19 protein-coding genes, 1 tRNA gene and 1 pseudogene are annotated in these 23,120 nt (G+C 57.9%); 8 read left to right on the forward strand and 13 right to left on the reverse strand.

Translation table 11 applies throughout. The annotated features are described in order from the left end of the window. Positions 1-15: 15 nt before the first annotated feature. On the forward strand, positions 16-333 hold the full coding sequence (locus V8J55_RS20270; RefSeq protein WP_336447379.1) for a 2Fe-2S iron-sulfur cluster-binding protein: 318 nt from the start codon (positions 16-18) through the stop codon (positions 331-333). 96 nt (positions 334-429) lie between these two features. Here V8J55_RS20270 and rlmB read toward each other — a convergent pair whose 3' ends face one another. Then, positions 430-1,197, reverse strand: a complete 768-nt coding sequence (rlmB, locus tag V8J55_RS20275) for a 23S rRNA (guanosine(2251)-2'-O)-methyltransferase RlmB (RefSeq protein WP_336447380.1) — start codon at positions 1,195-1,197, stop codon at positions 430-432. 79 nt (positions 1,198-1,276) lie between these two features. On the opposite strand from rlmB, the gene V8J55_RS20280 reads away from it, so the two are divergent. Continuing rightward, a tRNA-Tyr gene (locus V8J55_RS20280) sits at positions 1,277-1,362 on the forward strand. 58 nt (positions 1,363-1,420) lie between these two features. On the opposite strand, the gene V8J55_RS20285 is transcribed toward V8J55_RS20280, so the two are convergent. After that, the gene (locus tag V8J55_RS20285) at positions 1,421-2,473 is read right to left on the reverse strand and encodes a tyrosine-type recombinase/integrase (protein ID WP_336447381.1); all 1,053 of its coding nucleotides are present in this window, start codon (positions 2,471-2,473) and stop codon (positions 1,421-1,423) included. 128 nt (positions 2,474-2,601) lie between these two features. Continuing rightward, on the reverse strand, positions 2,602-3,147 hold the full coding sequence (locus V8J55_RS20290) for a TraY domain-containing protein (protein ID WP_336447382.1): 546 nt from the start codon (positions 3,145-3,147) through the stop codon (positions 2,602-2,604). 879 nt (positions 3,148-4,026) lie between these two features. Between V8J55_RS20290 and V8J55_RS20295 the strand changes: the two genes are divergently transcribed. Genes V8J55_RS20295 through V8J55_RS20305 form a run of 3 tightly spaced genes read left to right on the forward strand, consistent with a single transcriptional unit; the run spans position 4,027 to position 6,348 of the window. Then, positions 4,027-4,887: a hypothetical protein gene (locus V8J55_RS20295; protein ID WP_336447383.1), complete on the forward strand. Its 861-nt coding sequence runs from the start codon at positions 4,027-4,029 to the stop codon at positions 4,885-4,887. Continuing rightward, positions 4,887-5,798, forward strand: a complete 912-nt coding sequence (locus V8J55_RS20300) for a hypothetical protein (protein WP_336447384.1) — start codon at positions 4,887-4,889, stop codon at positions 5,796-5,798. Before V8J55_RS20295 ends, V8J55_RS20300 begins: the two co-directional genes overlap by 1 nt. A 52-nt stretch (positions 5,799-5,850) precedes the next feature. Beyond that, positions 5,851-6,348: a hypothetical protein gene (locus V8J55_RS20305; protein WP_336447385.1), complete on the forward strand. Its 498-nt coding sequence runs from the start codon at positions 5,851-5,853 to the stop codon at positions 6,346-6,348. An 18-nt stretch (positions 6,349-6,366) separates the two neighbouring features. Here the strand turns inward: V8J55_RS20305 and V8J55_RS20310 are convergent, their stop codons facing one another. Genes V8J55_RS20310 through V8J55_RS20325 form a run of 4 tightly spaced genes read right to left on the reverse strand, consistent with a single transcriptional unit; the run spans position 6,367 to position 11,717 of the window. Beyond that, positions 6,367-7,041, reverse strand: coding sequence for a DUF7002 family protein (locus V8J55_RS20310; RefSeq protein ID WP_336447386.1), 675 nt, complete (start codon positions 7,039-7,041; stop codon positions 6,367-6,369). Then, positions 7,038-8,672 (reverse strand): adenylosuccinate synthetase, encoded by a 1,635-nt coding sequence (locus V8J55_RS20315; protein WP_336447387.1) that lies wholly within the window; start codon positions 8,670-8,672, stop codon positions 7,038-7,040. The genes V8J55_RS20310 and V8J55_RS20315 overlap by 4 nt, the downstream gene beginning before the upstream one ends. Positions 8,673-8,674: 2 nt before the next feature. Continuing rightward, positions 8,675-9,991, reverse strand: a complete 1,317-nt coding sequence (locus V8J55_RS20320) for a macro domain-containing protein (protein ID WP_336447388.1) — start codon at positions 9,989-9,991, stop codon at positions 8,675-8,677. Between the two features lie 34 nt (positions 9,992-10,025). Continuing rightward, positions 10,026-11,717 carry a CHAT domain-containing protein gene (locus tag V8J55_RS20325; protein ID WP_336447389.1) on the reverse strand — a complete coding sequence of 564 codons (1,692 nt, stop codon included), beginning with the start codon at positions 11,715-11,717 and terminating at the stop codon, positions 10,026-10,028. Between the two features lie 215 nt (positions 11,718-11,932). Between V8J55_RS20325 and V8J55_RS20330 the strand changes: the two genes are divergently transcribed. Next, on the forward strand, positions 11,933-13,075 hold the full coding sequence (locus tag V8J55_RS20330; protein ID WP_336447390.1) for a DUF3644 domain-containing protein: 1,143 nt from the start codon (positions 11,933-11,935) through the stop codon (positions 13,073-13,075). A 101-nt stretch (positions 13,076-13,176) separates the two neighbouring features. On the opposite strand, the gene V8J55_RS20335 is transcribed toward V8J55_RS20330, so the two are convergent. The 6 genes from V8J55_RS20335 to V8J55_RS20360 all read right to left on the reverse strand — a co-directional run bounded on the left by V8J55_RS20335 (position 13,177) and on the right by V8J55_RS20360 (position 20,433). After that, on the reverse strand, positions 13,177-16,422 hold the full coding sequence (locus V8J55_RS20335; protein ID WP_336447391.1) for a MobA/MobL family protein: 3,246 nt from the start codon (positions 16,420-16,422) through the stop codon (positions 13,177-13,179). Between the two features lie 353 nt (positions 16,423-16,775). Then, positions 16,776-17,402: an alpha-ketoglutarate-dependent dioxygenase AlkB gene (locus V8J55_RS20340; RefSeq protein ID WP_336447392.1), complete on the reverse strand. Its 627-nt coding sequence runs from the start codon at positions 17,400-17,402 to the stop codon at positions 16,776-16,778. Positions 17,403-18,251: 849 nt separating this feature from the next. Further along, positions 18,252-18,692 carry an antitoxin Xre-like helix-turn-helix domain-containing protein gene (locus V8J55_RS20345; protein ID WP_336447393.1) on the reverse strand — a complete coding sequence of 147 codons (441 nt, stop codon included), beginning with the start codon at positions 18,690-18,692 and terminating at the stop codon, positions 18,252-18,254. Next, positions 18,682-19,149, reverse strand: a complete 468-nt coding sequence (locus tag V8J55_RS20350; RefSeq protein ID WP_336447394.1) for a hypothetical protein — start codon at positions 19,147-19,149, stop codon at positions 18,682-18,684. Before V8J55_RS20350 ends, V8J55_RS20345 begins: the two co-directional genes overlap by 11 nt. A gap of 133 nt (positions 19,150-19,282) precedes the next feature. Continuing rightward, positions 19,283-19,903 (reverse strand): hypothetical protein, encoded by a 621-nt coding sequence (locus V8J55_RS20355; RefSeq protein WP_336447395.1) that lies wholly within the window; start codon positions 19,901-19,903, stop codon positions 19,283-19,285. Next, positions 19,897-20,433, reverse strand: coding sequence for a hypothetical protein (locus tag V8J55_RS20360; RefSeq protein ID WP_336447396.1), 537 nt, complete (start codon positions 20,431-20,433; stop codon positions 19,897-19,899). The genes V8J55_RS20355 and V8J55_RS20360 overlap by 7 nt, the downstream gene beginning before the upstream one ends. Positions 20,434-21,094: 661 nt before the next feature. On the opposite strand from V8J55_RS20360, the gene V8J55_RS20365 reads away from it, so the two are divergent. Both V8J55_RS20365 and V8J55_RS20370 read left to right on the forward strand, forming a co-directional pair. Then, entirely contained in the window at positions 21,095-21,718 is a 624-nt protein-coding gene (locus V8J55_RS20365) for a TMEM175 family protein (protein ID WP_336447397.1), read from the forward strand. A gap of 108 nt (positions 21,719-21,826) precedes the next feature. Next, a pseudogene (locus V8J55_RS20370) lies at positions 21,827-23,115 on the forward strand (cytochrome b). The last annotated feature ends 5 nt before the right edge of the window (positions 23,116-23,120 follow it).

The following is a 23,120-nucleotide window of genomic DNA, read 5'->3' on the forward strand; positions in this document are numbered from 1 at the left end:
GATATGGGGACTAGCATGGCCAAGCTGATTGTCGTGACGCGCGACGGAACCGAACATGAGATCGAGGGCGACACCAGCCTGACGGTGATGGAAAATATCCGCGACGCCGGGTTCGACGAGCTGCTCGCGCTGTGCGGCGGCTGCTGCTCGTGCGCGACCTGCCATGTCCATGTCGAGGCCGGCGCGACCGACCAGCTGCCCGCGATGAGCGAGGACGAAAACGACCTGCTCGATTCGACCACCGACCGCGACGACAATTCGCGCCTGTCGTGCCAGCTGCCGTTCAGCGAGGCGCTCGACGGGCTGAAAGTGCGGATCGCGGCGGAGGATTGATCCGCGCTGTCATCCCGGCGAAAGCCGGGATCTCGACGTTTCTGAAGTGACGCGAAGTTGAGACCCCGGCCTTCGCCGGGGTGACTGCTAATGGGATCAGGCGCCCGCCGTCGCCACCGCATAGAGCGCGATCGCCGCGGCGTTCGAGATATTCAGGCTCTCCATCCGCGGCGAGATCGGCAGTTTTGCCAGCACATCGCAATGCTCCATGACATTGTGGCGCATCCCGTCGCCTTCGGAACCGAGCACCAGCGCGACCTTGCTGCCGTCGAGCGTCGATCCGAGCGTCGTTTCGGTGTCGCCCATCAGTCCGATGCGCCAATATTGCGCCTCGGCGATTTCCTCGAGCGCGCGCGACAAGTTGACGACGCGGACCCAGGGCACGATTTCGAGCGCGCCCGACGCCGAGCGCGCGATGACGCCGCTTTCGGGCGGGCTGTGGCGGTCCTGCGTGATGATCGCCGCAGCGTCGAATGCCGCGGCCGAGCGCAGCACCGCGCCGATATTATGCGGGTCGGTGACCTGATCGAGGACGATCAGCGGGCGCTTGCTGTCGGCGTCGACCTCCTGCTGCAACAGATCGCCGAGGAAGACGTCCTCGAGCGGGTCGACTTCTATCACGAGTCCCTGATGCGGGGCGTCGCGCGCGACGAGTCGCGCGAGGTCGGTGACCTCAGCGTAGCTGATCGGGATCACCGGCGGCAGGTCGAGCTGGCCCAGCGCTTCGCGCGTGCCCCAGATGCGCTTGACGGTGCGTTCGGGGTTGGCGAGCGCGGCCAGAACGGCGTGGCGGCCCCAGAAACGGATGGCTTGTCCGCGCGAATTCTGGCTGGCGGGGCGGCGATGACGGGAAAATTGTCTCATGCGCGCGCCTTTCCCATGACTGGCATTGACAGGCAAGCCTCGTTTCGCCATTGGACCGCTTCCCAAAGCGGGCCCCAATGGACAGGTGGCCGAGTGGTTAAAGGCAGCAGACTGTAAATCTGCCCGGGTTTCCGTACGCTGGTTCGAATCCAGCCCTGTCCACCATCTCTTCAGCGGCGAATATGCGCCGCCTTTCCCCGGCAAAATATGACAGAAGAAACACCTACGGCTGGGGCGTGTGTAATTTTGGTGTAATCTCAGCGGGGACGGAAATGTCCAACGTGCTGATGGCATCGTGCACATGCTCGCCGAACAGGTGAACATAGTGAAGCACCTGCGACGCCGTTTTGTGGCCGCTGATTTTCTGAATGGTGGGAATGTCCGTTCTCGCCATGACTAGCGAACTGATGGCGGTGTGGCGCATGATATGCGGGGTGCAAAGCTTCGGGTCGAGTCCTGCGCGTTTCACGATGCGCGCGAAAGGTTCACGCATATCGGGCCGATAAGCCGTCTGGCAGTTCCTTCGTGCGGCGGGAAATATCCACCCGTCGGGATCCGCCTCCATCTTTCGTTGACGAATGAGGGCGTCCCTCAACGCCGGGGTGATTGGCTGCTGCCGCTCGCCCGCTTTGGCCTTATCAATCCAGATGAAGCAGTTCTCGAAATCAATTTCGTCATATCGCCGACGCACGATCTCGGAATGGCGCATGGATGCGTTCAGGCCAAACATGACGAAGAGCCAGGCTCTTCCGTCCTGATCTTCGATCGCCGCCTTGAGCAAGCTTTGCCGCTGTGCGACGGAGAGGATCCTGATTTGCTTCCGTGCTTCTTTCTCTTTCGGGATTTCCGGGACGTCTTCCTTCTTCATCCATGACCAGTCTTTCGATGCCGCCCGGTTGAGCATGTGCGACAATGTCGACATTTCGCGATTGATGGTGGCCTCCCGGGCTCCCTCGCTGAGACGATGCTGCCGATATTGGCCGAGCCGAAAGCCCGTGATTTTGTCGAGGCGATCGCGCCCTAGAAATGGGACGAGGCGCTGTTTCAAATGGCGCCGTTTATTCTTCATGTCCTTTCCGCCGCTCGATTCCATTCGGTCGATGTAGTCATCAGCCGCCTCGGAAAACGAACGGTGAAGTTTGCGGCCTTCGGGAAGATTGAACCGATCGGCGCGGGCGTCCGTCCTCAGTTTCTCGATGAGGCGTTCGGCCGTACCCCTTTTCGTTCCTTCGCTTTCGCGGCCCACGACCCTGTGAATGCGCTTTGCGTCGACCATTATATTGATCGACCACCGAAGATCACGATTTGGCAGCCTTTCTGCGGTGATCCCATGCTCGGTCACGCGCTCCCCCGGAGAGAGCGCTCGTAGAAGGCGGCTATCCAATTTAGCAAAGCGCAATGCCACTATGATTGATCCGGAGCCGTTGCGGTAGTTCGGGCCAAACGGCTGATGAGCAAGCTAGCGCCGAGATCGCGCGCCTTTCGCAGCGCAACCTCGTAGTCGCGAACCCTGGATGCCAACTCTGGATCCATCTGGGCCTTCTCCGGGTGGTCGAGTATGTCCAAAAACACGCGGCTAGTGACTTCGTCATCGGGTTGGGTAGGGGACAGCGCCCTAAAAGCTCTGATCACAGCTTCTTCTACTGCGATGGAAGTCAAATAGTCGTCGCGCCAACTTCTACCTGTGGCGGCTTCAACTGATTGAATTATCCCCGCGAGGAGGCGGAATAGCTCTGCCGTTTTCGAGCCACCGAGCACGGTGTCCTCTAGAAAACTCATGCCGACCCGGTTGGTGGCTTCTTGGGCTAGCGACCACCCGTTTCGATCGGCCTCCTTCTCCAGCAACCGTCTCTGTTCCGTCGAAAAACGCAACGTGACGACCGGCCTTTCGCCGTCGGACAACGGCTTTCTGGGGCGGCCGCGCGACTTTGAAGTGTCCGGCTTCTGCATATTTTCTTCCCTTCAGAATAAAAACGCTTGTCAGCCAATATGGCCATCACATATTATATTCAAGTGAGAATTAATTAGGAGGCTTCGATGCCATTGGAAGAAGTGAGAATCCGGGTTCTTCCCGATGGACGCGTTCCGCGGGCCGACGCCGCGCTGTTCCTCGGCGTCGCTACTGCGACGATGGCAGGGTGGAGCGTTAGGGGGCTGGGCCCCCTCCCACGGCGAGTGGGCGGGCGAGTTTTCTACTATCTGCGCGACATTGAAGCCTTCCGTGACACCGGTGCACGAGCGGCCTGATCCGAAAATACAGCGCGCGAATTATCAGGGGCAGGGCAGTCTGCGCAGACGAGCGTTCTTGCCGGACGTCGCGCGGGCCGATTCTACGCAGCGGTCGGATAGCGGCAGTGTCGATGTTTCGCGAATCCACCGTGGCAAACGGGCGGCATGGCAAATCCGCGCCGCCCGTTTGCCACGGTGATTAATGCGACTGGCCGATTTGAGACAGGCAGCTTTTGGGCGGCGATCTGAGCAAGCAGACATTCGCTTCTCCCGGGCCGCGACAACCTGCAAACGCCAACGGGCTCACTGGCAATCTACGCGAAGAGAGCATGACGCCGTTCCATCGTAGACGATTGATGGCTTATTTGTTTCCAGGTTCGTCGGTTTCGTGTCTGGTCACGTGGGCGGGCCGGCGGCATCGCGCCAAGAAGCATCTATTCTTTGGCATGTCGGCCCATCCGACCAAATAAGCCGGGCGATATTGCCTGTCGGGAGGAAGTGAGCGAGAGGATCATTAGGGCATTCGGTCCCGTCGCCCTCGCTCGCAGTGACTGTTCGGTTGCGTATCGCTGCGCGCGCCCTTGTTTCGGAAAGGTAAGGATGGACGTCGGCACTGCAGGTTTCGTAAATTTGGTCGGGCACGGCATTACGATTGAGGCCGAGCGTGAGATAGCGCCCGGCATAACGGTGTCGGGCCAGGCGCCAACCAACGACAGCTCATTCGGCAGCCGGACAGTTGGCGAACTTCGCGAGACGCTGAACGTCATGTCGATGGAACCGCTCGCCGATTTTTCCCTGCGCATTATCGGCGACAAGGGTGGCCAAACCCTACCAGCAAAGGCGTGGAACGCGCTCTGGATTTTCCATCTGCTTGCGTTGGCTTGTCGGCGTCCGGTGATGCCGCTCTATTGCGCAGCCAATCATGGCACGCGATTCACGCTCGCAAATCGCAACCTCGTGATCCATCGCTTGCCGAGCGTCGCGCCTGCCGGTGATAATGACCTCCGCTGGGCCACCGTACATTTCGATGCGTTCCATGGCCTGCTCAATGAGAACCGTTTCCAGAAAGCTGTGCGATGCTATGGTAACGCGCACTATCTTTTTGACGACGATGCCAAGATCATGCTGCTCTGGTCGGGCATCGAGGGGCTGCTCGATGTCGATTCCGAGCTGCGGCGGCGCATCGCACTACACGCGGCCATCTTGCTTGACGGCACCCCAGCGGAGAAGGCGCTTTACTTCGAGCGCGTCAAGAAAGGCTATGACGTGCGCTCGCGGGCAGTACATGGCAGCATCGCGAAACCAGAAATGCTGCAACAGGGATATGAACTCGCGGGCGATGTACTGCTCACCTTGCTACGCAAATGCGTGGAACTTGGCCGGGTGCCGAGCGCAAAGGAGCTGGATGAGCGAGCGGCCAGCGTGTCGCTGGCCTCTAGCATCGCCAGCGTTCACGACTGATGCCGAGCTATTTCTTCCCGTGCCTCGCGCTTTCTCCCGGGGACCTGCCGCGGACCGTCGAGACGGCGCGGGCCGTACTGCGCCAGCGCGAATGGGAAACGTCCACTTTCGATTTCGCGACGCTCGGCGCGTCGCACAAACTGCAATTTTCCTGGCATCTGCTCGACGTGTTCCTGAACGCGTGCAACCTCGAAATCGAGATCAAGGATGCGTCGGATTTCACAGACGCACAGGATCGCGTCCGCGTCCTGCAGGTGATGCTGTACCTGAAATGGGTGTCGCCGTTCGTTATGCCGGTCGGAATGACGCACACTCTGCGCGACTACAGCGGTATCAACTATCGCGATTCCGTGACGATGCGCGCCAAGCTGCCGCCCGGACTGCAGAGCGGGTTCGTGTCGGCGGACGGCAAAATCGAGGGTTGGCTGCACGAGCCGACATTCCAGTCGATTACGGTGGGGGCGGAGCGGACGGTTACAGCGCAGGCGTTCACCGATGCGGTCGATGCCGCAGAGCGCTGGACCGCACTGGAAGCGGCGCATCAGCCGCTCAAGGCCGCTCGGCTCGCGTTGCAGACGGCGCCGGCCATACCGGACCTATCCTCATCACTGCTACATATCTGGCAAGGGATCGAGGCGCTGTTCCCCAGTGTCTCGACTGAAGTGTCGTTTCGACTCGGTCTGCTGGTGAGCCAGCTTTGCGCGCCGGTGCGGAGCGATCGCCTGAAAACCTATGAGGAAGCGAAGCGAAGCTATGGACGGCGTTCGCGAGCCGCGCATGGAAATGGCGGTAAGCTAAATGATCGCGATTGGGTCGATGCATGGGACCTGCTTATCCTGTGCCTGTCGGCCTGCCTTGCCCGTTCCGCGTTGCCGAGCGAGGACATGTTAACGCGCGAGCTGCTGGACTGATCGTCGCACGCGCCTGCAATAACTTTGTCACATTCGGGCATTGAGGAATATGATGGACGACCGCCTCTTCATAACAATCGGGAAGTATTTTATCGCCTTCCAATTCATCGAGGGACTAATCGATCAGGCCTTATTGATGCTTTGGGGACATGAGAATTGGACCGGCAGTCAAAAGCGGCTCGCCGCAATGTCGAATTTCCATAAGGTAGAAGCCCTTAGCCAAGAGATGCTGAAAAATGAGAGACTTGTGCGCGCTCAATCCCGCCCCGAATGGGACGACCTCGCAGCATCAACTCGCGATAGATTGCACCGCGAACGATCCACAAGAAATCGTATTGCGCACTCGCAGTACCTTTTCGATGCCCTGAAATTCGATGGCCCAGTTGTGCAGTCGGCCAGGGTGAAAGAAGGCTCGGAAGTCAGGTTCGAAACCGACATTATGACAGAGGAGATTCAGAATGCGTTGGTCGAGAACATTCTCGATCTGGTTAAATCGGTTAGCGCTTTGCGTACTCAACTACTTCAAGACTTCAGCGCCTCTGCGGAATAGTTTGCGAAGTCAGTAGGCCTAGGTTTGCACGGGCACTGGATCCTCGCCGCATTTCCGAATTGTAACCTCCTCCACATAATCGGCTATATTCGGAACCCCGCCAATTACCGTCAATTCGACCACTGCCTCGTGACGCGACCGCCCCTTTTTTCGCCAATTTGAATATGGATACTGATCAATCGGAAGGAATGTTTCCGGTCCGCGAGGATGTGCGAACGGCATGGTGCAACCCGTGTTCATTGGGGCCAACTCAATCCGCTCACGATGATCATTAACCAGCATCGCTGTATTAATCTTGAGGACGACGTGCTGTTGCTTCCGGTACGCACCCGCGCACAGCAACTTTTGCAGACGCTTTTCCGTCAGCCAGAAAAATACGCGCTCGTTCAGCTTTGCATGCCAATCAATCGGGCTAAGGCCGCCTTGAAGACACTTAGCGAGGTGGTGGTCGTACAGCGGGATCTGATCGCGGATCGTTGCCGAGCCAACTTCCGGGTGCGCGATAGGAAAGCTCGCTGGTCGTCGCTTAGTGGTGAGTTCAGCGCGCGTCTCATGATCCACATCAAAAAGTTCGAGAAGGCGATTTGTCGGAAGAAGCCCGTGCTTCTGAATCAGCGGCCAACTGTCCCTCATCGCCATGTGAAACAACGCCGGGCAATTTTTTAGCAGCTCACCGAGCTCTTCGTCCGTCACCAAGATCTCCTATCAATCACATTCCGCCAGTCAAACTTCGTAGATATCATTGTCACCGGTTGCCCTGCCACTCGCTCAACCTCTTCGATGAACCGCAGGGTTTCTTCCGTGAGCTGCTCAAATCGAAAAGCTTGGCGATTCTTCACTGAAAGGTAATCAACAAACGTCAACGCGATATCGGTTGGACTGTTCAACAGGCATGAGCGGTGGAGCTGAGCCCAGTCGAATTCGCCAAGGCGCCGCTGTCGCAATGTGGTGGTAGTCACCTCGTTTGTTCGGAGCTCTTCAATCGGAATACCGGACCGGTCGGAAAGGATCTCGTATGAGATTTCTCCGCCGCTGAGATCTCCAGACGGTCCTCCGACACGAATAGGATAGGTTCGAAACACGACCACGACTTTTCGGACACGGCGAGGCGCGATACCCGCATCGGCCAAACAGCCGGCGACAGTCGTGTCGCGGGAGGTGACGTGTGGGTAGGGACCGTGATGCAAACTAAGGCTCGTACCTTGGGTGCCCTCCAACAAAATCCTTTGACCGCGACAATACGCCAGCTCGAGCGTCCTTTGGCTTTCCCTGATATATGGTCTTAGCTCCGGAACATCCTTCGCTAGGCGCACGACGGGATCCTCCTTTCCTCCCCTTCCCATTATTTTCCGCGCCGAGGCAGATCCGACTCCCTGCGCGGTAGACCCCATGCTCGACAATTTCGCTACCTCGATGTCTCGATCGCGATCTTCGATGATCATCGCCTGCTCATCAATGATGAGCCGGTCGAACGGAATCTTATGGGTAGTGATTTCAGTGAGCAGCTTCGGTGGATAGATTACGGCGCCGGGTCCAAGTATAAGTTGGGCATTAGGCGCCCTCTCCGATCCCGATGGCAGGTGGAAGTATGCTTCAGGCTTGGGCTCCGCATACACTTTGTGCCCCGCGTTTGGACCGCCGACCCGAACAAAGATATCATATTCAGGGGCGATATGTCCGACTATGTTGCCTTTGCCCTCGCTCCCATACTGACCGCCGACGAGCACATCCACGAGGGGATCAACCGATCGCGGATACAATCCGAGCAGCGCAGTGGCCCGGACGAAAACGCCCTCAATTGTGCAGTAGTCGGTGTTTACGACCGTGTCGGCAACCTGCTTCAGGGCCTCGACATGGCGCTCCGTAGCGTTCGCCGCCGCCTGGCTGAAGCTAACCCCCGCATCTGACGCGGCAGTGCGTTCTGAATATCGGCGAGCTAGAGTGCCGTCTGAGGCTGTCAAATGAATGTGGTGGACAACGGAACTGCCAAATACGGCACGAATGGCCTCAATCTGTCCCGCGATTCTTACAGCGTCGAGCACGAAAAGCCCTGTGGACAGCCCAGCCTCTGATCCCTGCTCTTCTATGAGCGAAACAAGCGCATTTCCTACCCAACGCCCACCAGTCGATCGATCCAATCTCTCGCCGGCTTTCTGCAGTTCCAGTCTTTGGTCCTTGGTCCGCGGAGAGGCTTGAAGAATTAGTTGGCGCGTTTTGATCAAGATCGCGTCGTGACGCGCCACCAACGCCTGCGCGAGTTGCGTCTTGCCAGCCCCAATGCGCCCTGAAAGCAGCACTATCTGCAACCGAGGGCGTGGATTCATTCTTAGAAACCCATATCTTGCTGGGTCTGCCTAGGTGGGAGATCGTAAATCCATACCCCCTTCTGCAATCCCTCAAAATTCTGTCTAATTATTGACTCCACAACCTCCCAATCCGCACCAGCTCCTCCGGTACCGATACGGGGCATGTGTACGGAGCAATCGTGTCGCTTGGCGTACTCTGCGACGCGGCGCAGACAATCATTCAACGCATGATATCGTATCCGGCTTGCGCTCTGCCCGTACCCCTCTTGTGCCACCAGACTCGCAAGGATCACCTCTCCTTTCGTGCGCGCGAAGTGCACCTCTCCTAGCCTTGCCGCGCGGGGAACAGTTTTGATCCATTCGCCAAACTCGGCTTCCGCGTTAGGATGTCTGCGAGCCATCTGCCGCGCTACACCGCCGCCCCAGCGAACGGCTCGATCGTTTACAAGCTGGCACACGATAATTGGCGGGATTTCCCGAGGCGATAGAATGTCGCCATGGATGAAATGCATAAAGTCGGATAGCCGCCGCTCATTGTGACGAATTAGGCCAGCTACCCGCGGCAATGCTGTGCCTGGGTAACCGGGGATACCGACACACTCGATCAATGCCTCGCCATTTTGCCACCAACTTTCAATGCCCCGCGCCGAAGCTCCAATTGCAGTGCATTGTCGCACCACGCTAGTTGATGGGACAATCTGCTCCCTAAGATCTCGAAGCGGAGCGGTCTCAGATGGGGCAGTATAGTCTATTCGGTAGTCGTAAGTGTCTCCAGATGAATGGGCCGACGCGATGAACATCGTCACTGGCTCCGCGGTGACACTCACGATCCGAATGAGATACGCCTCGACCGACACGTCAAACTTCATCCGGTCCGCCAACAATGTCTCAAGCGACGGCACTTCAGTCAGCTTTGGAAGGCTGCCGATCGGCATGACCATTTCGGCCGCGCCAATGTTGCAAAGTAGCTCTAGCTGCCAATCGTCCGAGATCGTCTTGTCGCCTCCCCGATGCCGCACCGCTTCGCCATGGTCGGGAAAAAACGTGTGCACAATTTCGTGGGCGATGGAAAAGCGAGCGCGAGCTCGACGCTGCTGCGGATTATATTCGATGCGAGTGCCACGCTCATCGACGATGGTCCGTGCATCCGGAACCGCCGCGCTGGCCTCAACTGGAATTCGCAGCACTTTGGCAAGTGCAATTGGGTTAAACGGGGGACCCTGCCATCCTTCGTCCCGTGCGCGCAATACGACAGCGCGCGCCATCTTTATGATCGCTTCGACCGGATCGGCATTTGGCGAGAAACGACGAACCGATTCATTGGTCCAATGCTTCACGCCAAACTGTCTCATTATCTGTCCAAGTCCTGAATTAATTCTCGGCACGATGGGCCGAGCGGGTACCGGATATGCGGGCCACGATGTGACGGTCCATGCCCATAGACTCAAGGGCGGTCTCCGCAATCCCTACTGCCTCTTCGGGGCTTCGCCCAGATGCAAGCGCGTCGTAGAAACCCTTTGCGAATACGATCGCTTCGTCGTCGTCGATTTCGTCGACCATGCCGATTATGAGCGGCCCGGTGGCCCTATCTAACCCTTGCATTGCGCTACAAGCATTCAATATCACGCACTTAAGGCTTTTCTGAACCTCGAGCATCTTCATCAGCGCGCCAAACTCGAGTGTATGGGAACCGTCCTCACCTTCGAGTTCAATCCCTTCAGCATTGGCGTGTCCGGCAAAGTGCACCACATCAAAACTGTTCGAAAGCAATCGATGTCGTAAACTGTCGACGGTGGCCGCTGTGAGGGTAGAAATATTGATGCGATCGCGCTCATTGCCCATCAACACGCGCTCTTGAATCGCACTAATCTCACGATCCAGCCGTAAAGCCCGATCGTCCCTTCCGCGGGGGTTCGCCGTCACAACGAGAATATTGGTATCGAGGATATGTGTCAGGGGCCGAAGTTCCGGCTGCTCAAGCTCAATAGCCGCTTGGATTTCTGGATCCGCCTTCAGCCACGCTTCTTTCAACAAGTCGAGCACGTCCACCGTAAGGCGATGCGCCTCCGTCCCACTTTGACGCTTCTCATTGCCGAGCCTGATAGCCAATTCGAACAACTGATCGGCAGTTTCTTTATTGTCTCCAAGCGCATTGGCCAGCCGGAACGCCAATTGCGTTAGACCCGCATTCATCTCACCGCGATCAAACGGGAGGTAGGTGTCGATCCCAGTTACTCGACCGACACTTTCCAGAACTCTGTTAGCCACATCCCGACCGCTCTTCTCAAACTCCTCGGCGTTTTGGATTGCTCCAACGCTGAGGGGCATCTCCTTAGCCATGCGCCCTACGGTGGCCTGAGGAACCGTAGGGCAAATGCAAATCTTGGCGCCGCACGCAATGCAAAGCCCAGGATATCGAGCAAGATATTCCACCTGAAAATCGAAGGTCTCATCGCGTTCACTCAACGCCAAAGAATACTCGTTGGCTAAGCCCATGATGTATGAAAATACGTCCGCCGCCTCGCCATAAAAGTAGTGAGGGTATCTGTCGAAAACGCGCACTGCTTCCGCAAGTTCGCCGACCTCCTCAAGCAAAGCGATCGTGCTAAATCCGGCAGCAGCGTTATATGATCGAGGGTAGATACGGCCGAACATAGCTTGCCATTCATTGAGATCCTTAGGCCTTGAATCCCAATTTTCGCTCGTAAGCTCCCTAACCTTCTCGTGAGAAAGAACCTCCTCGGTCCCTCGCACGAGCTTACAATCCTGCTCAGCATGGGGCGACTTTCGACAGTAGGGGCATACGCCGGGATATTTGGCGAACAGCAATTGCTCGACGCTTTCGACGCCCATTTTCGCAAGTAGTGGAAAGTACCAGCCCAACGCTTTGCAGAGAGCGCCCGGAACGTCGAACTTGTCTCGCTTCTTTTTCCGATCGATCAACGTCAGCATGCCGCAGACCTCGACGAAATGAAGGAGCGTAGCCTCCCTGCTACGACCAAGATTGGCGTCCTGATAAATGTGTGCCGTCATTCGGTAGAGATCATCCAACGACAACTGCATCTTTGCCCCCAATGCGCCTCTAGAAGCCCCATTCTTCGTATCCGTGGTAGGAAGAGAGCACCGAATTCCTCGAATTACAAATCAAACTGTCTCCAATTTTCTGATAGGTGTCGTCGCCAACCCGCATTCGGTCCAGGAATCGAGGTACTAAGTCCATGCCAAGTCGAAAACGAGGTCATAGTCTTGAGCGATGGGAAGTCGCATTAGTCAAAGCTATGCTCGCTACCAAAAAGTACAATGATCAAGACATTCTCGCCTACTTCACGAGACCAACTCGCTCGATTAATCACCGGCTGATTTCGGAGATACGCTCGGAAAAGAGGCACAAGGCTGTTAAATCCGCAGGCGCCGACCAGCTGGAAGACTATCTGAGCTGTTGGCCCGACGTCGACGGTGAAACGGGACTGAGTCTCCGTGGGGACGAGCTACTTGTTAAGTCGCGCGAGGCGATGATCGCAGCAGTCCACAATTTCAATTCGGCAGGCCTCCAGTTTCGCGCTGAGATATTTATCACGACGGCAATGATCGGCTGGACCTACCTTTGCCACGCCTGGTTCAAGCGCGAAGGTATCGACTACCGCCACAAAGCCAATGGTGTGCCGAAAATTCTGGCGAGCGGTGCGGAATCGTATTGGGAGCTCGGCAAGTGTTTGAAAAACGACAAATTGCCATTGAGCAAGGGCGCGAAACAGAACCTCGCACTGTTGTTGGAGATCCGGCACGAAATCGAGCATCGGTCCACGGATCGAATAGACAATGCGCTCGGCCCGTTGATGCAAGCTTGCTGCATTAATTTTAACGAAGCCATCCGTGCATGGTTTGGCGCCCAATTCGGACTTGAGCGCCGGTTGCCGATTGCACTCCAATTCGCGACATTTGATGCGGCACAGGTAGCGGGCCTCAAAAAACAGTCAGCTCTTCCAACAACGGTCGCGTCGACCATGGACGCATTTCACGCCAAGATGAGTGACGGCGAATTGAAGGATCCTGCCTTCTCTTACCGTGTTGCATTTGTTCCAAAACTTGGCGCGAAAGCGAGCAAAGCGGACACGGCCATTGAGTTCATCAAGCCTGATTCAGAAGAGGCCAAGGCGATCAACGCGGTCTTGCTCAAAGAGGTCGACAAATCCCGCTACACCGCGAGGCAAATAATCGACGCGATGCGCGCTGAAGGGTACGAGCGATTCAATCAAACGGCTCATACATCACTGTGGAAAGAGCTGGACGCTAAAAATCCCATAAACGGTTTTGGCAAAGCGGGTGACTACAAGAACACATGGGTCTGGTTCGACAGCTGGCTCGCTCGCGTTCGGGCGCATTGCCAAGAGAATGCTCCAAAATATCTCGCTGCGGGCTGACGTCCGCTTTCGAGAACATCCGAGACAAGGTTAAACGGCTGACCTGAGGCGCAAAGCCGCCAAGAGAGCCTGCTGCTTAATCATGCGCCGAATAACGCACTTCATTGCCGGCCATGCCCATTCCTATCTCGAAACCACTTCTGGTCAGCGAGTGCATGATCATCATGTGCGGCTGGAGGCAGTGAAGGTTCTCCTCGAGCAGAGTTTCCGGTGCCGAAGGTTAAATCACGAAACGTTGCGAACTCCGAATTCGAGGCTTGCTGATGGTTCGAGGCTTTCGGATCACGTGGGGCAGCGGAGTTGCGACGCGGGAGTCGTGCGCTCTCTTCGAGTACGGAAGCAATTTCAGGATGATCACACCATTGAGCCGCGAAATAGCATAGATCTTCGTCGCTTCCTTCAATGATCCAGCGATTGTTGCCCCTAGAGGCGATCAGTTCCCCGGCCTCGAATGCCTCCAATATCTGCGCCCTCCGTCTGGCGCGGTTATTCTCCACTTGGAGCCGGTGACGCTCGGCGTCCCGCGCCTTCTTGTGATCTTCCTCCCATCGGTCATCTATCGCCTTCTCGACGGACTCGTCGTCCTCGAAAGCCTCTACGCTCCATTTCCAGTCGGGAACACTGGAAGGATCGACACGTCGTTTCCCGTCGGTCGTTAGGATGCGCACATCTGGACCGGTTCGGATCGCAACAGCGTATGCTTCGATGGTCTCTTCGCGCGACGGGCTAGGGTTGGCGACTGACATCGCGGGAGACTGATCGGGTGCCGCGAGTGGGGGTTCCAAGTGCTCTTCATCATGCGATTCGACCTCGATCTCGGACTGAGAAAAGGCCGCTTCGACAGACGACCGCACGCGACGCCAGATCGATGGCTCCTTGGCGGAGGCGACCTCCTGCTCTGGAGTCTCCCATCCCATCAGGCGCGCTGCGAGAGGATGATCTCGATAGGCCTGAAGGGTCTGCAACGGGAGATTTTTCGCGGTGGTATCGCTCGAGGTCGTGCTTCTTTCCGCTGCGGCTGCAGGTCCATAGGATTTGTACAGAAGATGAGCGCGCTTGATCTCGTCGATCTGCCGCTTGGCCAGATCGGCCAACTCGGTCTGGGCGCGGTCTTTGGTGCTAGGGTCACGCAGGACCTGCAATTCGGCGCGGCTGACTCCTGCGACACGATAGCCGTCGTCGCCGTGGTACTCTGGGCCAAGCACTACAAGCCGGTCTGCCGATATCCTCGCGATGATTGTCGCAAGCTCGGGCTGCCTGACTGGGTCAGCAATCATGGGCTCGTTTGCGGGCGTGACTACCCGCTTCTCATTCCGCAGGTCCTGCTCGGGTGCGATGAGAATTGGATCCCGCGGTGCGGGTGAGGACGTCGTCGACGGCGGAAGGAGGGAAGGCGCGGAGACCCTCGGACTATGCAAGGATTGTACTTCCGGTGATTTCGGAACCGCCAACCGTCCCAAATAATTCGCCGCCGCGAACAGGTCGCGGAGCGCCTCGTCAATCAGCGGACGCTGTCCTGCGATGACTTTCTGGTTCTCACGGTCAATTTGCTCGATCGTCTGGAGAAATGCAGTCGCTTCGTCTCGGCGCTGCAGAATGCGGGCCCTATTCCGGCGATCTGTTGACTTCCCGCCGCCAGCTTCAAGGTCGTCAATAATACGCGAGCAGAGATTTAGGACCTTTGCCGGCCTTGCGCGCGCCATTGCGAGCGTCACGTCATATTCGGCCAGTTCGGGCTCAACCAAGTCGAGGAATTTCGCAGCCCGCACCGCTCGCTCAAGAGCAGCACGGGCGGCCGGGGTGTCGGGATCAGAGGGCGACATCCGGTCAACTGCGGCACTGATAATTTCGATGGTCTGTTCACGTAGCGCGCGGGCGGGCTCACAGTCGGTAACGCAGGATTTGAGCTCGTAGCTCCAAATGATCTCAGAATTGATCGAGCCTTTCACCGTCGGTACTCCGGCCGCCTCCAGCGGAGCAAGCCGCGTTCCAAGCTTCTTGGTAGGCTGTCGGTCGATACCCATGAGCGAGTATTTCCGCGGATCGAAGAGCCGCTTGCTTCCCGCCAATTCGAGCTCCTCGTTGCAGATGTCGGCGAACTTGCGGCGCAGATATTTTAGGAAGGCTTCAAAATCGCCGCGGTTCGAACTCGTTTTCAGGTGCGATAGGACGACCTTTTTCTGACGCTCCTTGAAATTGACACGCCCACTTTGCCCTTCGACAGCCGTGGCGATCGTGAAGTCCCACAGACCGTTGATAAGGCTCGCGGGCCGGTCGTGCGCAACCAAATGCAGATGGTAATTGCGGCCATCATTATGTTCGTCGGGCTCGTGGATCACGAGCGTGTACATCGCACCGGTCGTCTCCACTTCCTCCGCCACTTTGACCATGATGCGTACCCGAGCGGCATCGTCCAATCCGTCAGGAATCTCGGTCTCGAGTCTGTATTGCGTTCGGCCCTTTCGACCTCGTGCAAACCGTACGGGTCCCTTTTTCCGATCAGCGCCCGGAATAGACAGACGGATGAGGTCGATCGCCGAGGCGGCCTCTTCGTCCGTCATTGGGAGTTCCGCCTTGCGCAACAGCGTTCCGGCAGCAAATTGAGCGGCAATGTCCCGAATGTTTGAAGGGGCATCCTCGGCAGCGGCGAGCGCCTTCCATTCCTTCCGCGATGCCCGTGAAGGTTCCAAGATGAGCCGATCGGCGCCGGCCTTTCGTGCAGTCGAATGCACAGCGCTCCAGAAGCTCGCCCTCACTGCGGGATCCAGGCTGATGTTCGACATTAGTGCGACATCGCCGCGGGCATTGTTGGAACCAGTGTTTTCACCACGTGCAGCGTAACCATCAAACTCAGCGGGGCCGATCGTCATGACAGCGCCCTCGCGGGCGATATATTTGTCGTGATCGCCGGGGTGGCTTTCCTTTTCGCGCGCCTTGCCACGCGTGTCCGACACTACGGATTTCCCATCCGAGTTTCTTGTGACCGTCGTCCAGCGGAAGTGGAAGCTGACATGACCTTCCGGCGATGTTGGGCGATGCCAAAATGGTCCGGGAACAGAGAAGCTCGGTGGAATGATCCAGCGACCGCCTTTGATCCGAGCTTGCAATTCGTCGTCCATGGCGCGTTTCGGAATCTTGATTCGCCAAGCCAGAGCTTGCTCTTCTTCGATTTCCAACATGCGGCGAAGTTTCTTCGAGCAGCGGCCTATGGGTGTCAGTGGGCGCAGCATACGATCTCCAAAAGTCTGTTGGAGAAATTGTAACAGCCGTGTTTCTTCGCTGGCTAGATCGGTATCGAAAATAGTTCTGATTTTATTGGTTAATTCCGGTTCGACATCGAAATGCATAGCTGCGTGCAAAAGTGACGGGGACCCTCCCGAACGCCCTCTATGCTCCGAATTCACCTACGCAGGCTAAACTGAGGATCAGTTTAGCATTTATTGCGCCCTCCTAGAGGACTTGTTCTCTTCGACTTCTGGTTCGACGGAATGGGCCGGGTGGAATGCTCTTGAGGCCCGGCGCTTAAGAAGTCGCAGCAGCGAGTGTGGCGGCGTGGTGCCTAGGCCGTTAGCGTCGCTCAACATGAAATTGGCGATCACGGGCCGAGCTCAATGTCGATGGTGCTCGATAGATGCGGTCATCCGTATTCGGGAAGATATCTTGTCGAGGATGGCCAACGGAAGGCACCGCAAACGCACCTCTATGTCCCTGTCGAGATATCCGGAACTCGACGCACACGGAGACTCCGAAATGTAATGGACCAGCGCGGCACATTCATCGGAGCAATGCTATGCTCCCAGGCATCACGGACCTCGCCGTGCATGTGATAGATCGAGCGCGGGGCAAGTCCCGTCGTGGCACGGTCGAAGCCGTTCCCGCCGCGGCGTCGAAACCGCATCGATGCCGGCGCGCCCAACGATACACCGATGACATGTTCGAACACGGGGCGATCCTTGTGCCAGCCGATGCCGGCCCCCTCGCCGTATTCGATGATCAGCGCCTGCTCGAGAACCTTAGGATCCAAGCCTGCGAATTGCGCAGCGCGGTCCCTAATTAAGTCGAGCCAATTGGGGATGGGATCTCCCGGGGCGAAGCGGCCGGTCTGGAAATCATAGGTCCAGCCGAACGAGCGCGTCAGCCTTTTTCCTTTCCACTGTTGGAACTGGAAGGGCGTGAGGCCGGACGTGCCGATGGCTGCGATCAGCTGACACTCTTTGTCAGCGTCGATGATCTCCTCTGCATAAGAGAGACCGGGAAGGAGCGGGGGGGCAAAGAGGTCGGGCTGCGAGGCGGCCCACGATGCGGGCGTGTTGGTCTGCGCAGTCACAGCGGAAAGGCGGCCTGCGCTTGCAGGGATCCGACATCCGAGCGGACCAAACGGTAATTGACGCCGTCCGAGAAGCCGGGACCGCTTCCCCAGACCGCTTCCACCATTTTGACTCCATTTTCATGGCCGGGATTGCGCCTTATGAGCGCACGGCGTCCACCGTCCGGGGCATCGGGATCGAAAGGGGTTGGCGCCATTTCCATATATGGAACATAATGAGAACGAAGATGAGTCGCAATGGTCAGGGGGGCGACTGAGAATGTGCAATGATTACTGGCTGGAAGTCGACATCGCTTCGGTTGCGAAGATTTCTACAGCCTCCAGATCGAGATGCTAGAGCGCACCCCCGAGGTAGCTTCGAGGTGACTCACGGGCGCGGGCAAGCGGCGGGAGTGACGCCCGAAGTGAAGGTCTCGATCGTCGCGGAGTGCTATCCGGGCCGTGAGGGCGTCAGTGCTGTGGCGCGCCGGCATGGGCTGGATCCTCGCAGGTTTACGCATGGCGCCGGGATTTGCACACGCAGTTCGAGGCCGCGGGGTTGATCGTCTCGCCGACCGTTTGCGAGCTTGCTGAGCGTTTCGGTCAGCCATTCTTGTGGGTTTAGCCACCGATGGCGAGGCTCCACAATAGAACTATCTGCAAACCGTCCAGATCGGCCAAAAGATCGGCCAAAAGATCGGCCAAAAGATCGGCCAATTTAGGATGCTATGAGGTAGTATCTTACAGAAATCGAAGATTTTTCTTCCAATCAATGATCGGCCACATTTGGCCGAAATAATCGAGCGGAGACCAGTCTGATCGGACTTTTGACGTGAACACGGTAGACGAGATTGAGGCCAGATCGTCTTTTCAGCCGTAAATCATTCCCAAAAGATACCCGACCACTTTGTCGAGATCACCAAGCTCGCCGCTGGTCATTATGGCCAACGCACTTCTACCCTCAAAAATCTCGTCCGCATTCGGCGCACGCAACCAGTCGGCCGTTCGCTCCTCGGGAAAGAGCGTTATGAGAGATCCATAGATCGACAAAACGCAGCCGATCCTCACGATCACATCGACTGGAATCGCGACGGCCTCATGCGTTCGCACGCGGACCTTCCAATCTTCGAAGGTCGCGAGGTCATATATGCCTAGCAGATCCATTTGCTCCTCGTCGCTCAGGCTCCACAGCTCAGCGATATTGAGGAATGTGCGCATGCCCGCCCCGCCATGTTGCATGGGATCAACACCGCGTTTGATGAAATAGGCCCTGGCTGCGAGTCTCGCGTCGTTCGGTTTGTCAGTGCTCATCGGGCTGCAACACATCAAAATCCACCGACGAGGTCAGCCCCTTCGGGGTCAGCCTGAATATGGGTCCGCCCGGATCATGACCGGGCATGAAATGGATAAAGCCATCGAGCAAACAGGGACGATATTCCCGGTGCCAAGTCGGCACGAGACCATCGACCCCTATGTCGAGGATTATCTTCTTCGCGCCGTCGCAGGGCCGCGAGATTCGGACGATCAGCGCGTCGCACTTCGATAAGCACATCGCGTTCGCGACCCTAGGCCGATCGGTTCCGTTGGACGCTGTCGATGGCACGACGAGAAGGAACGCGTCGGGCGCTATCAGATATCGTGCAAACTCGGGCGGTAGGACGGGGAGCTTGCCATCCAGTTCCAGCCCGGCAGTCCGTACGATCGCAAGTGCAGCCATTAATGTCTCAGCTTCCTCGAGCCGATCTTTGGCGGTCATATATTTTTTCATCGTCAATCCAGTCTTCGCAGCGGTCGGGCTGGGCGACCGCTGCTTTCATCTGTTCGTACCAGCCAAAAGCTGGTTCTTCTTCTGTGAGGGGAAACTCCGGCCAACGTCCGGAGCGTCGGCAGCCGACGTCAGGTTATCCGCCAGCGGTGTCGGTACCGTCTCGCCGCTTCTGCCAGTCGGCCCATTCGGCAGCGATCATCGCCTTGCCTGCGTCGGCGGAAAACGGACGGACAAAGGGACCGAAGCCAAAGCATTGGAGCTCGCGGGCCATCGCCATCAGATGGATGTGCGGCGGATTGGTCGAGCCGACCGCAACAGGCAGATGCATTGCGGCGATGACGGCGACGTTGCGTTCCCGGCACAGGCGATCGCGTGCAAAGGCGCGAACATCTTCCCAGGTCTGATGCAGGCGATCGGGATTGGGAAAGCGAAGCGTGATCATCACAAGGAGATCCTTGAGATTGTTGCACGCCTGCTCCTCATATTTTTCGCAGAGCCGTTTCGGGTCAAGAAATTCGTCACTCGCGTGCGGCGGCAACAGCACATCCCAGCGATAGCAGCTGGGCACCCAGGGTGCGGCAACGTCGGCTTTCCGACCCGGACAAAGGCGCTTGAGCACGGAGACTGGAACGGTCTGAATGGGGCCGTCCTTGATCTGCCGTCGGACGACGCCGAAGATAAAAGTTGGATCGTCGCCGCCGGGGATCGGGACGAAATCGAGATTTCCGAGGGCAGGGATCTTTTTCATCACCATGACCAGCCTCCGATCCGGTGTGAGGCCAGGTGCGCGCTCGCCCGGTCCAGTCCGGCATCGCAGTCCCAGTGGTCCGAGTAAGGCGCATGTTCTGACAGGAACAGTCCGTGGCGCATCAGCTGGATCGACGGCCCGCTACCCGGCGGCACCAACCAGCCGTCGCCGGCGAGGGTGCGGTAAAGGCGATAGTCGAGGAGCCAGCTCAGGTCAGCAGGGCCGGGCAGGGCGACGTCGACCGTCAAGTCGGGAGCCGATCCGTCGGCCGACCGCCGAAGCAACAGGACAGGACAACCCATCGCGATGGCGACGACCTCCGCCTCGCCGAGGAACAGCGGCGACTGGCTCGCGGTCGCATGGACGATGACGGCTGGCGTCTTGAGCAAAAGACTGCCGGGCAGCAGGGCTGCCGCCAATCCATGGCCGCTGCTGGTCGAACTATGCATGAGCGTGGCGACATGGTGCATGACCTTGCTGTCGGCCCGCGTCACCGCGGTGAGCGAAACACGTCCCTTCAGGACCGTGTGAAGCATTGTCGTGTGAAGAACCCCTTGTGACGACTCGCCGCCGGCGCGGGGTGGGTATTCGTCATTTGCCCGGTCGGCCAAGTTTAGCGGATCGGCTATTGTCGTAAATTGCATTGAACTGCTCATATCCATGAACCCGGTTGCCGGGGCTCGGGGCGGCAGCCCTCCTTCAGATCTCTTTCATCCTTCCAGCAGGGCCAACCTGCGTCTTCCTCCCCCATTTCCAACGGCAGCAGCCGCCGCACGCCGTTAGCGCCACGGGTGCGTCATTGACGAAAAAGTGGTGCTCGCCTTGCTGGCATTGGCCTCGGCGCAGCCCGACCTCGGCGAACCCGACCTATCTCAAAGCACAGGGTCACTGGCCATTCGGCCGATCCAAACCTGTCTGCCCGTACGATATCGGCAGTCCGGTCAAATGCGCCATCAAGGTTTCAGTAAGAAGCCCCCGGCACCGGAACTGCTGACCCTGTTGCTCCGGTGTCAACCTCGCCGCTGGAGCTCCTCTCATCCCAGGCGCTCCAGCGGCTCCTTCCGACAGGAACATATCCGATGAGGCTCTATTTATTGGACCGACGTCGAATTTCCAGCTCAGGTCGCGGTTTTATGCGACTGTCTTGCTGCACACGCGCAATGCAGGCAACGACCGAGATCGAGCAGGCGAGCTGGCGTGAGCGATAGCGACCCTACGCTGGGCGGCGATATCGGTCGTCGCGGAATGCCGTCTGGGCGGATGGAAGCATTAACCGATGGCGTGGTTGCTATCGTCATCACGGTGATGGTCATAGAATTGCGTGTTCCCGCCGGCAATGGTTGGGTAGGCTTGGCGGCGAGTTTGCCGCTGCTCCTCGTTTACGCACTGAGCTTCGTGAACGTCGGTCTTTTTTGGAACAATCACCATCACCTGCTGCAGGCGACCGGTCGCATCGACGGGCGGGTGCTATGGGCCAATCTCTTCCATCTCTTCTGGCTCAGCCTTATTCCCTATACGATCCGCTGGCTCGACGAGAGCGGCTTCGCCGCGCTCGCGGTGGCGGCGTACGGCGTCATCCTCGGCATGGCATCGATCGGTTATGAACTTCTCGTGCGCACGATCATCGCTTCGCATCCCGGAAATGCGGTGATCGCGCGAGCGGTCGGCCGCGATATCAAGGGCCGTGTCAGTGTCGCATCCTACGCGCTGGCGGCCGGCCTTGCCCTTGTGCACCCCGGGATCGCCCTGGCGATCTATCTGGCCATCATTCTGCTGTGGCTCGTCCCCGACCGCAGAATGGAACGGATATTGAGCGACTGAGGGCAGTCGCCGCGGCTTGGTACATTCGCATCCACCGGTCTTGCCCCTGCCGCGCATTCTGCGCGCTGCTATTTTTAACTTTATTTTGGCGCGAGTGATGGACCATCGATGAGCTTTCCCTGGACGAAACCCTATGAACCCGCGCATCCGCTTATGCTGTGGCTCGACCAGAAACTGCCGCTACCGCGCTTAGTCTATAACGCGACGGGCGGCGGCTATCCGGTGCCGCGGAACCTGAATTTTTTCTGGAACTTCGGCGTGTTGAACGGAGTGGCGCTGGTGATCCAGATTGTCACCGGAGTGGTGCTTGCGATGCATTATGCCGCGAATAACGGCATCGCGTTCAACTCGGTCGAGCATATCATGCGCGACGTCAACGCCGGCTGGTTGATCCGCTATATTCATATGAACGGCGCGTCGCTGTTCTTCGCCTCGGTTTATATCCATATGTTTCGTGGACTCTATTACGGCTCATACAAGGCGCCGCGCGAAATGGCGTGGCTGATGGGATTGGTGATCCTTCTCTTGCTGATGGCGACGGCCTTCATGGGCTATGTCCTTCCATGGGGCCAGATGAGCTTTTGGGGTGCGAAGGTCATCACCGGCCTGTTCAGCGCGATTCCGCTGGTCGGCGAGCCGATCCAGACTTGGCTGATCGGCGGCTATGCGCCCGACAATGCCACATTGAACCGCTTTTTTGCGCTCCACTACCTGCTGCCCTTCGTGATCGCGGGCGTGGTGGTGCTGCATATCTGGGCGATCCATATTCCAGGATCGAACAATCCGACGGGAGTCGATGTCAAAGGGCCGCAGGACACAGTGCCTTTCCATCCCTTTTACACCGCCAAGGACGGCTTCGCGGTGGTGCTCACTTTGTTCGCGGGGCTTGTGTTCTTCTTTCCCAACGCGCTCGGCCATCCCGACAATTATGTCCCGGCAAATCCGCTTTCGACTCCGGCTCACATCGTCCCCGAATGGTATTTCTGGCCGTTCTATGCGATCCTTCGCGCCTTAACGGTCGACTTCATCCTCCCGGCAAAGCTGCTCGGAGTGTTGGCAATGTTCACCTCGATCTTCCTGCTATTCTTTCTGCCGTGGCTCGACACCTCGCCGGTACGGTCGGGCGCTTATCGGCCGCTGTTCCGGAAATTCTTTTGGTACGGACTGGTGCCATGCGTGCTCGTTCTCGGCTATTGCGGCGGCGCGCCGGCCGAGCAGCCCTATGTGGTGATTTCGCAGATCGCCGCCTTTACTATTTCGCTCATTTTCTGATCATCCTGCCGGTCGTCGCCAGAATCGAGAAGCCGTTGCCGCTGCCAACGTCGATCACCGCGGCGGTGCTCGGCTTTCCGGATGCCAGCCCCGCCGTCGCCGATGCCGGGTACGGCCGGGAATAACGCGC

The sequence above is a fragment of the Sphingopyxis sp. CCNWLW2 genome (genome assembly GCF_037095755.1).
GTDB lineage: Bacteria > Pseudomonadota > Alphaproteobacteria > Sphingomonadales > Sphingomonadaceae > Sphingopyxis.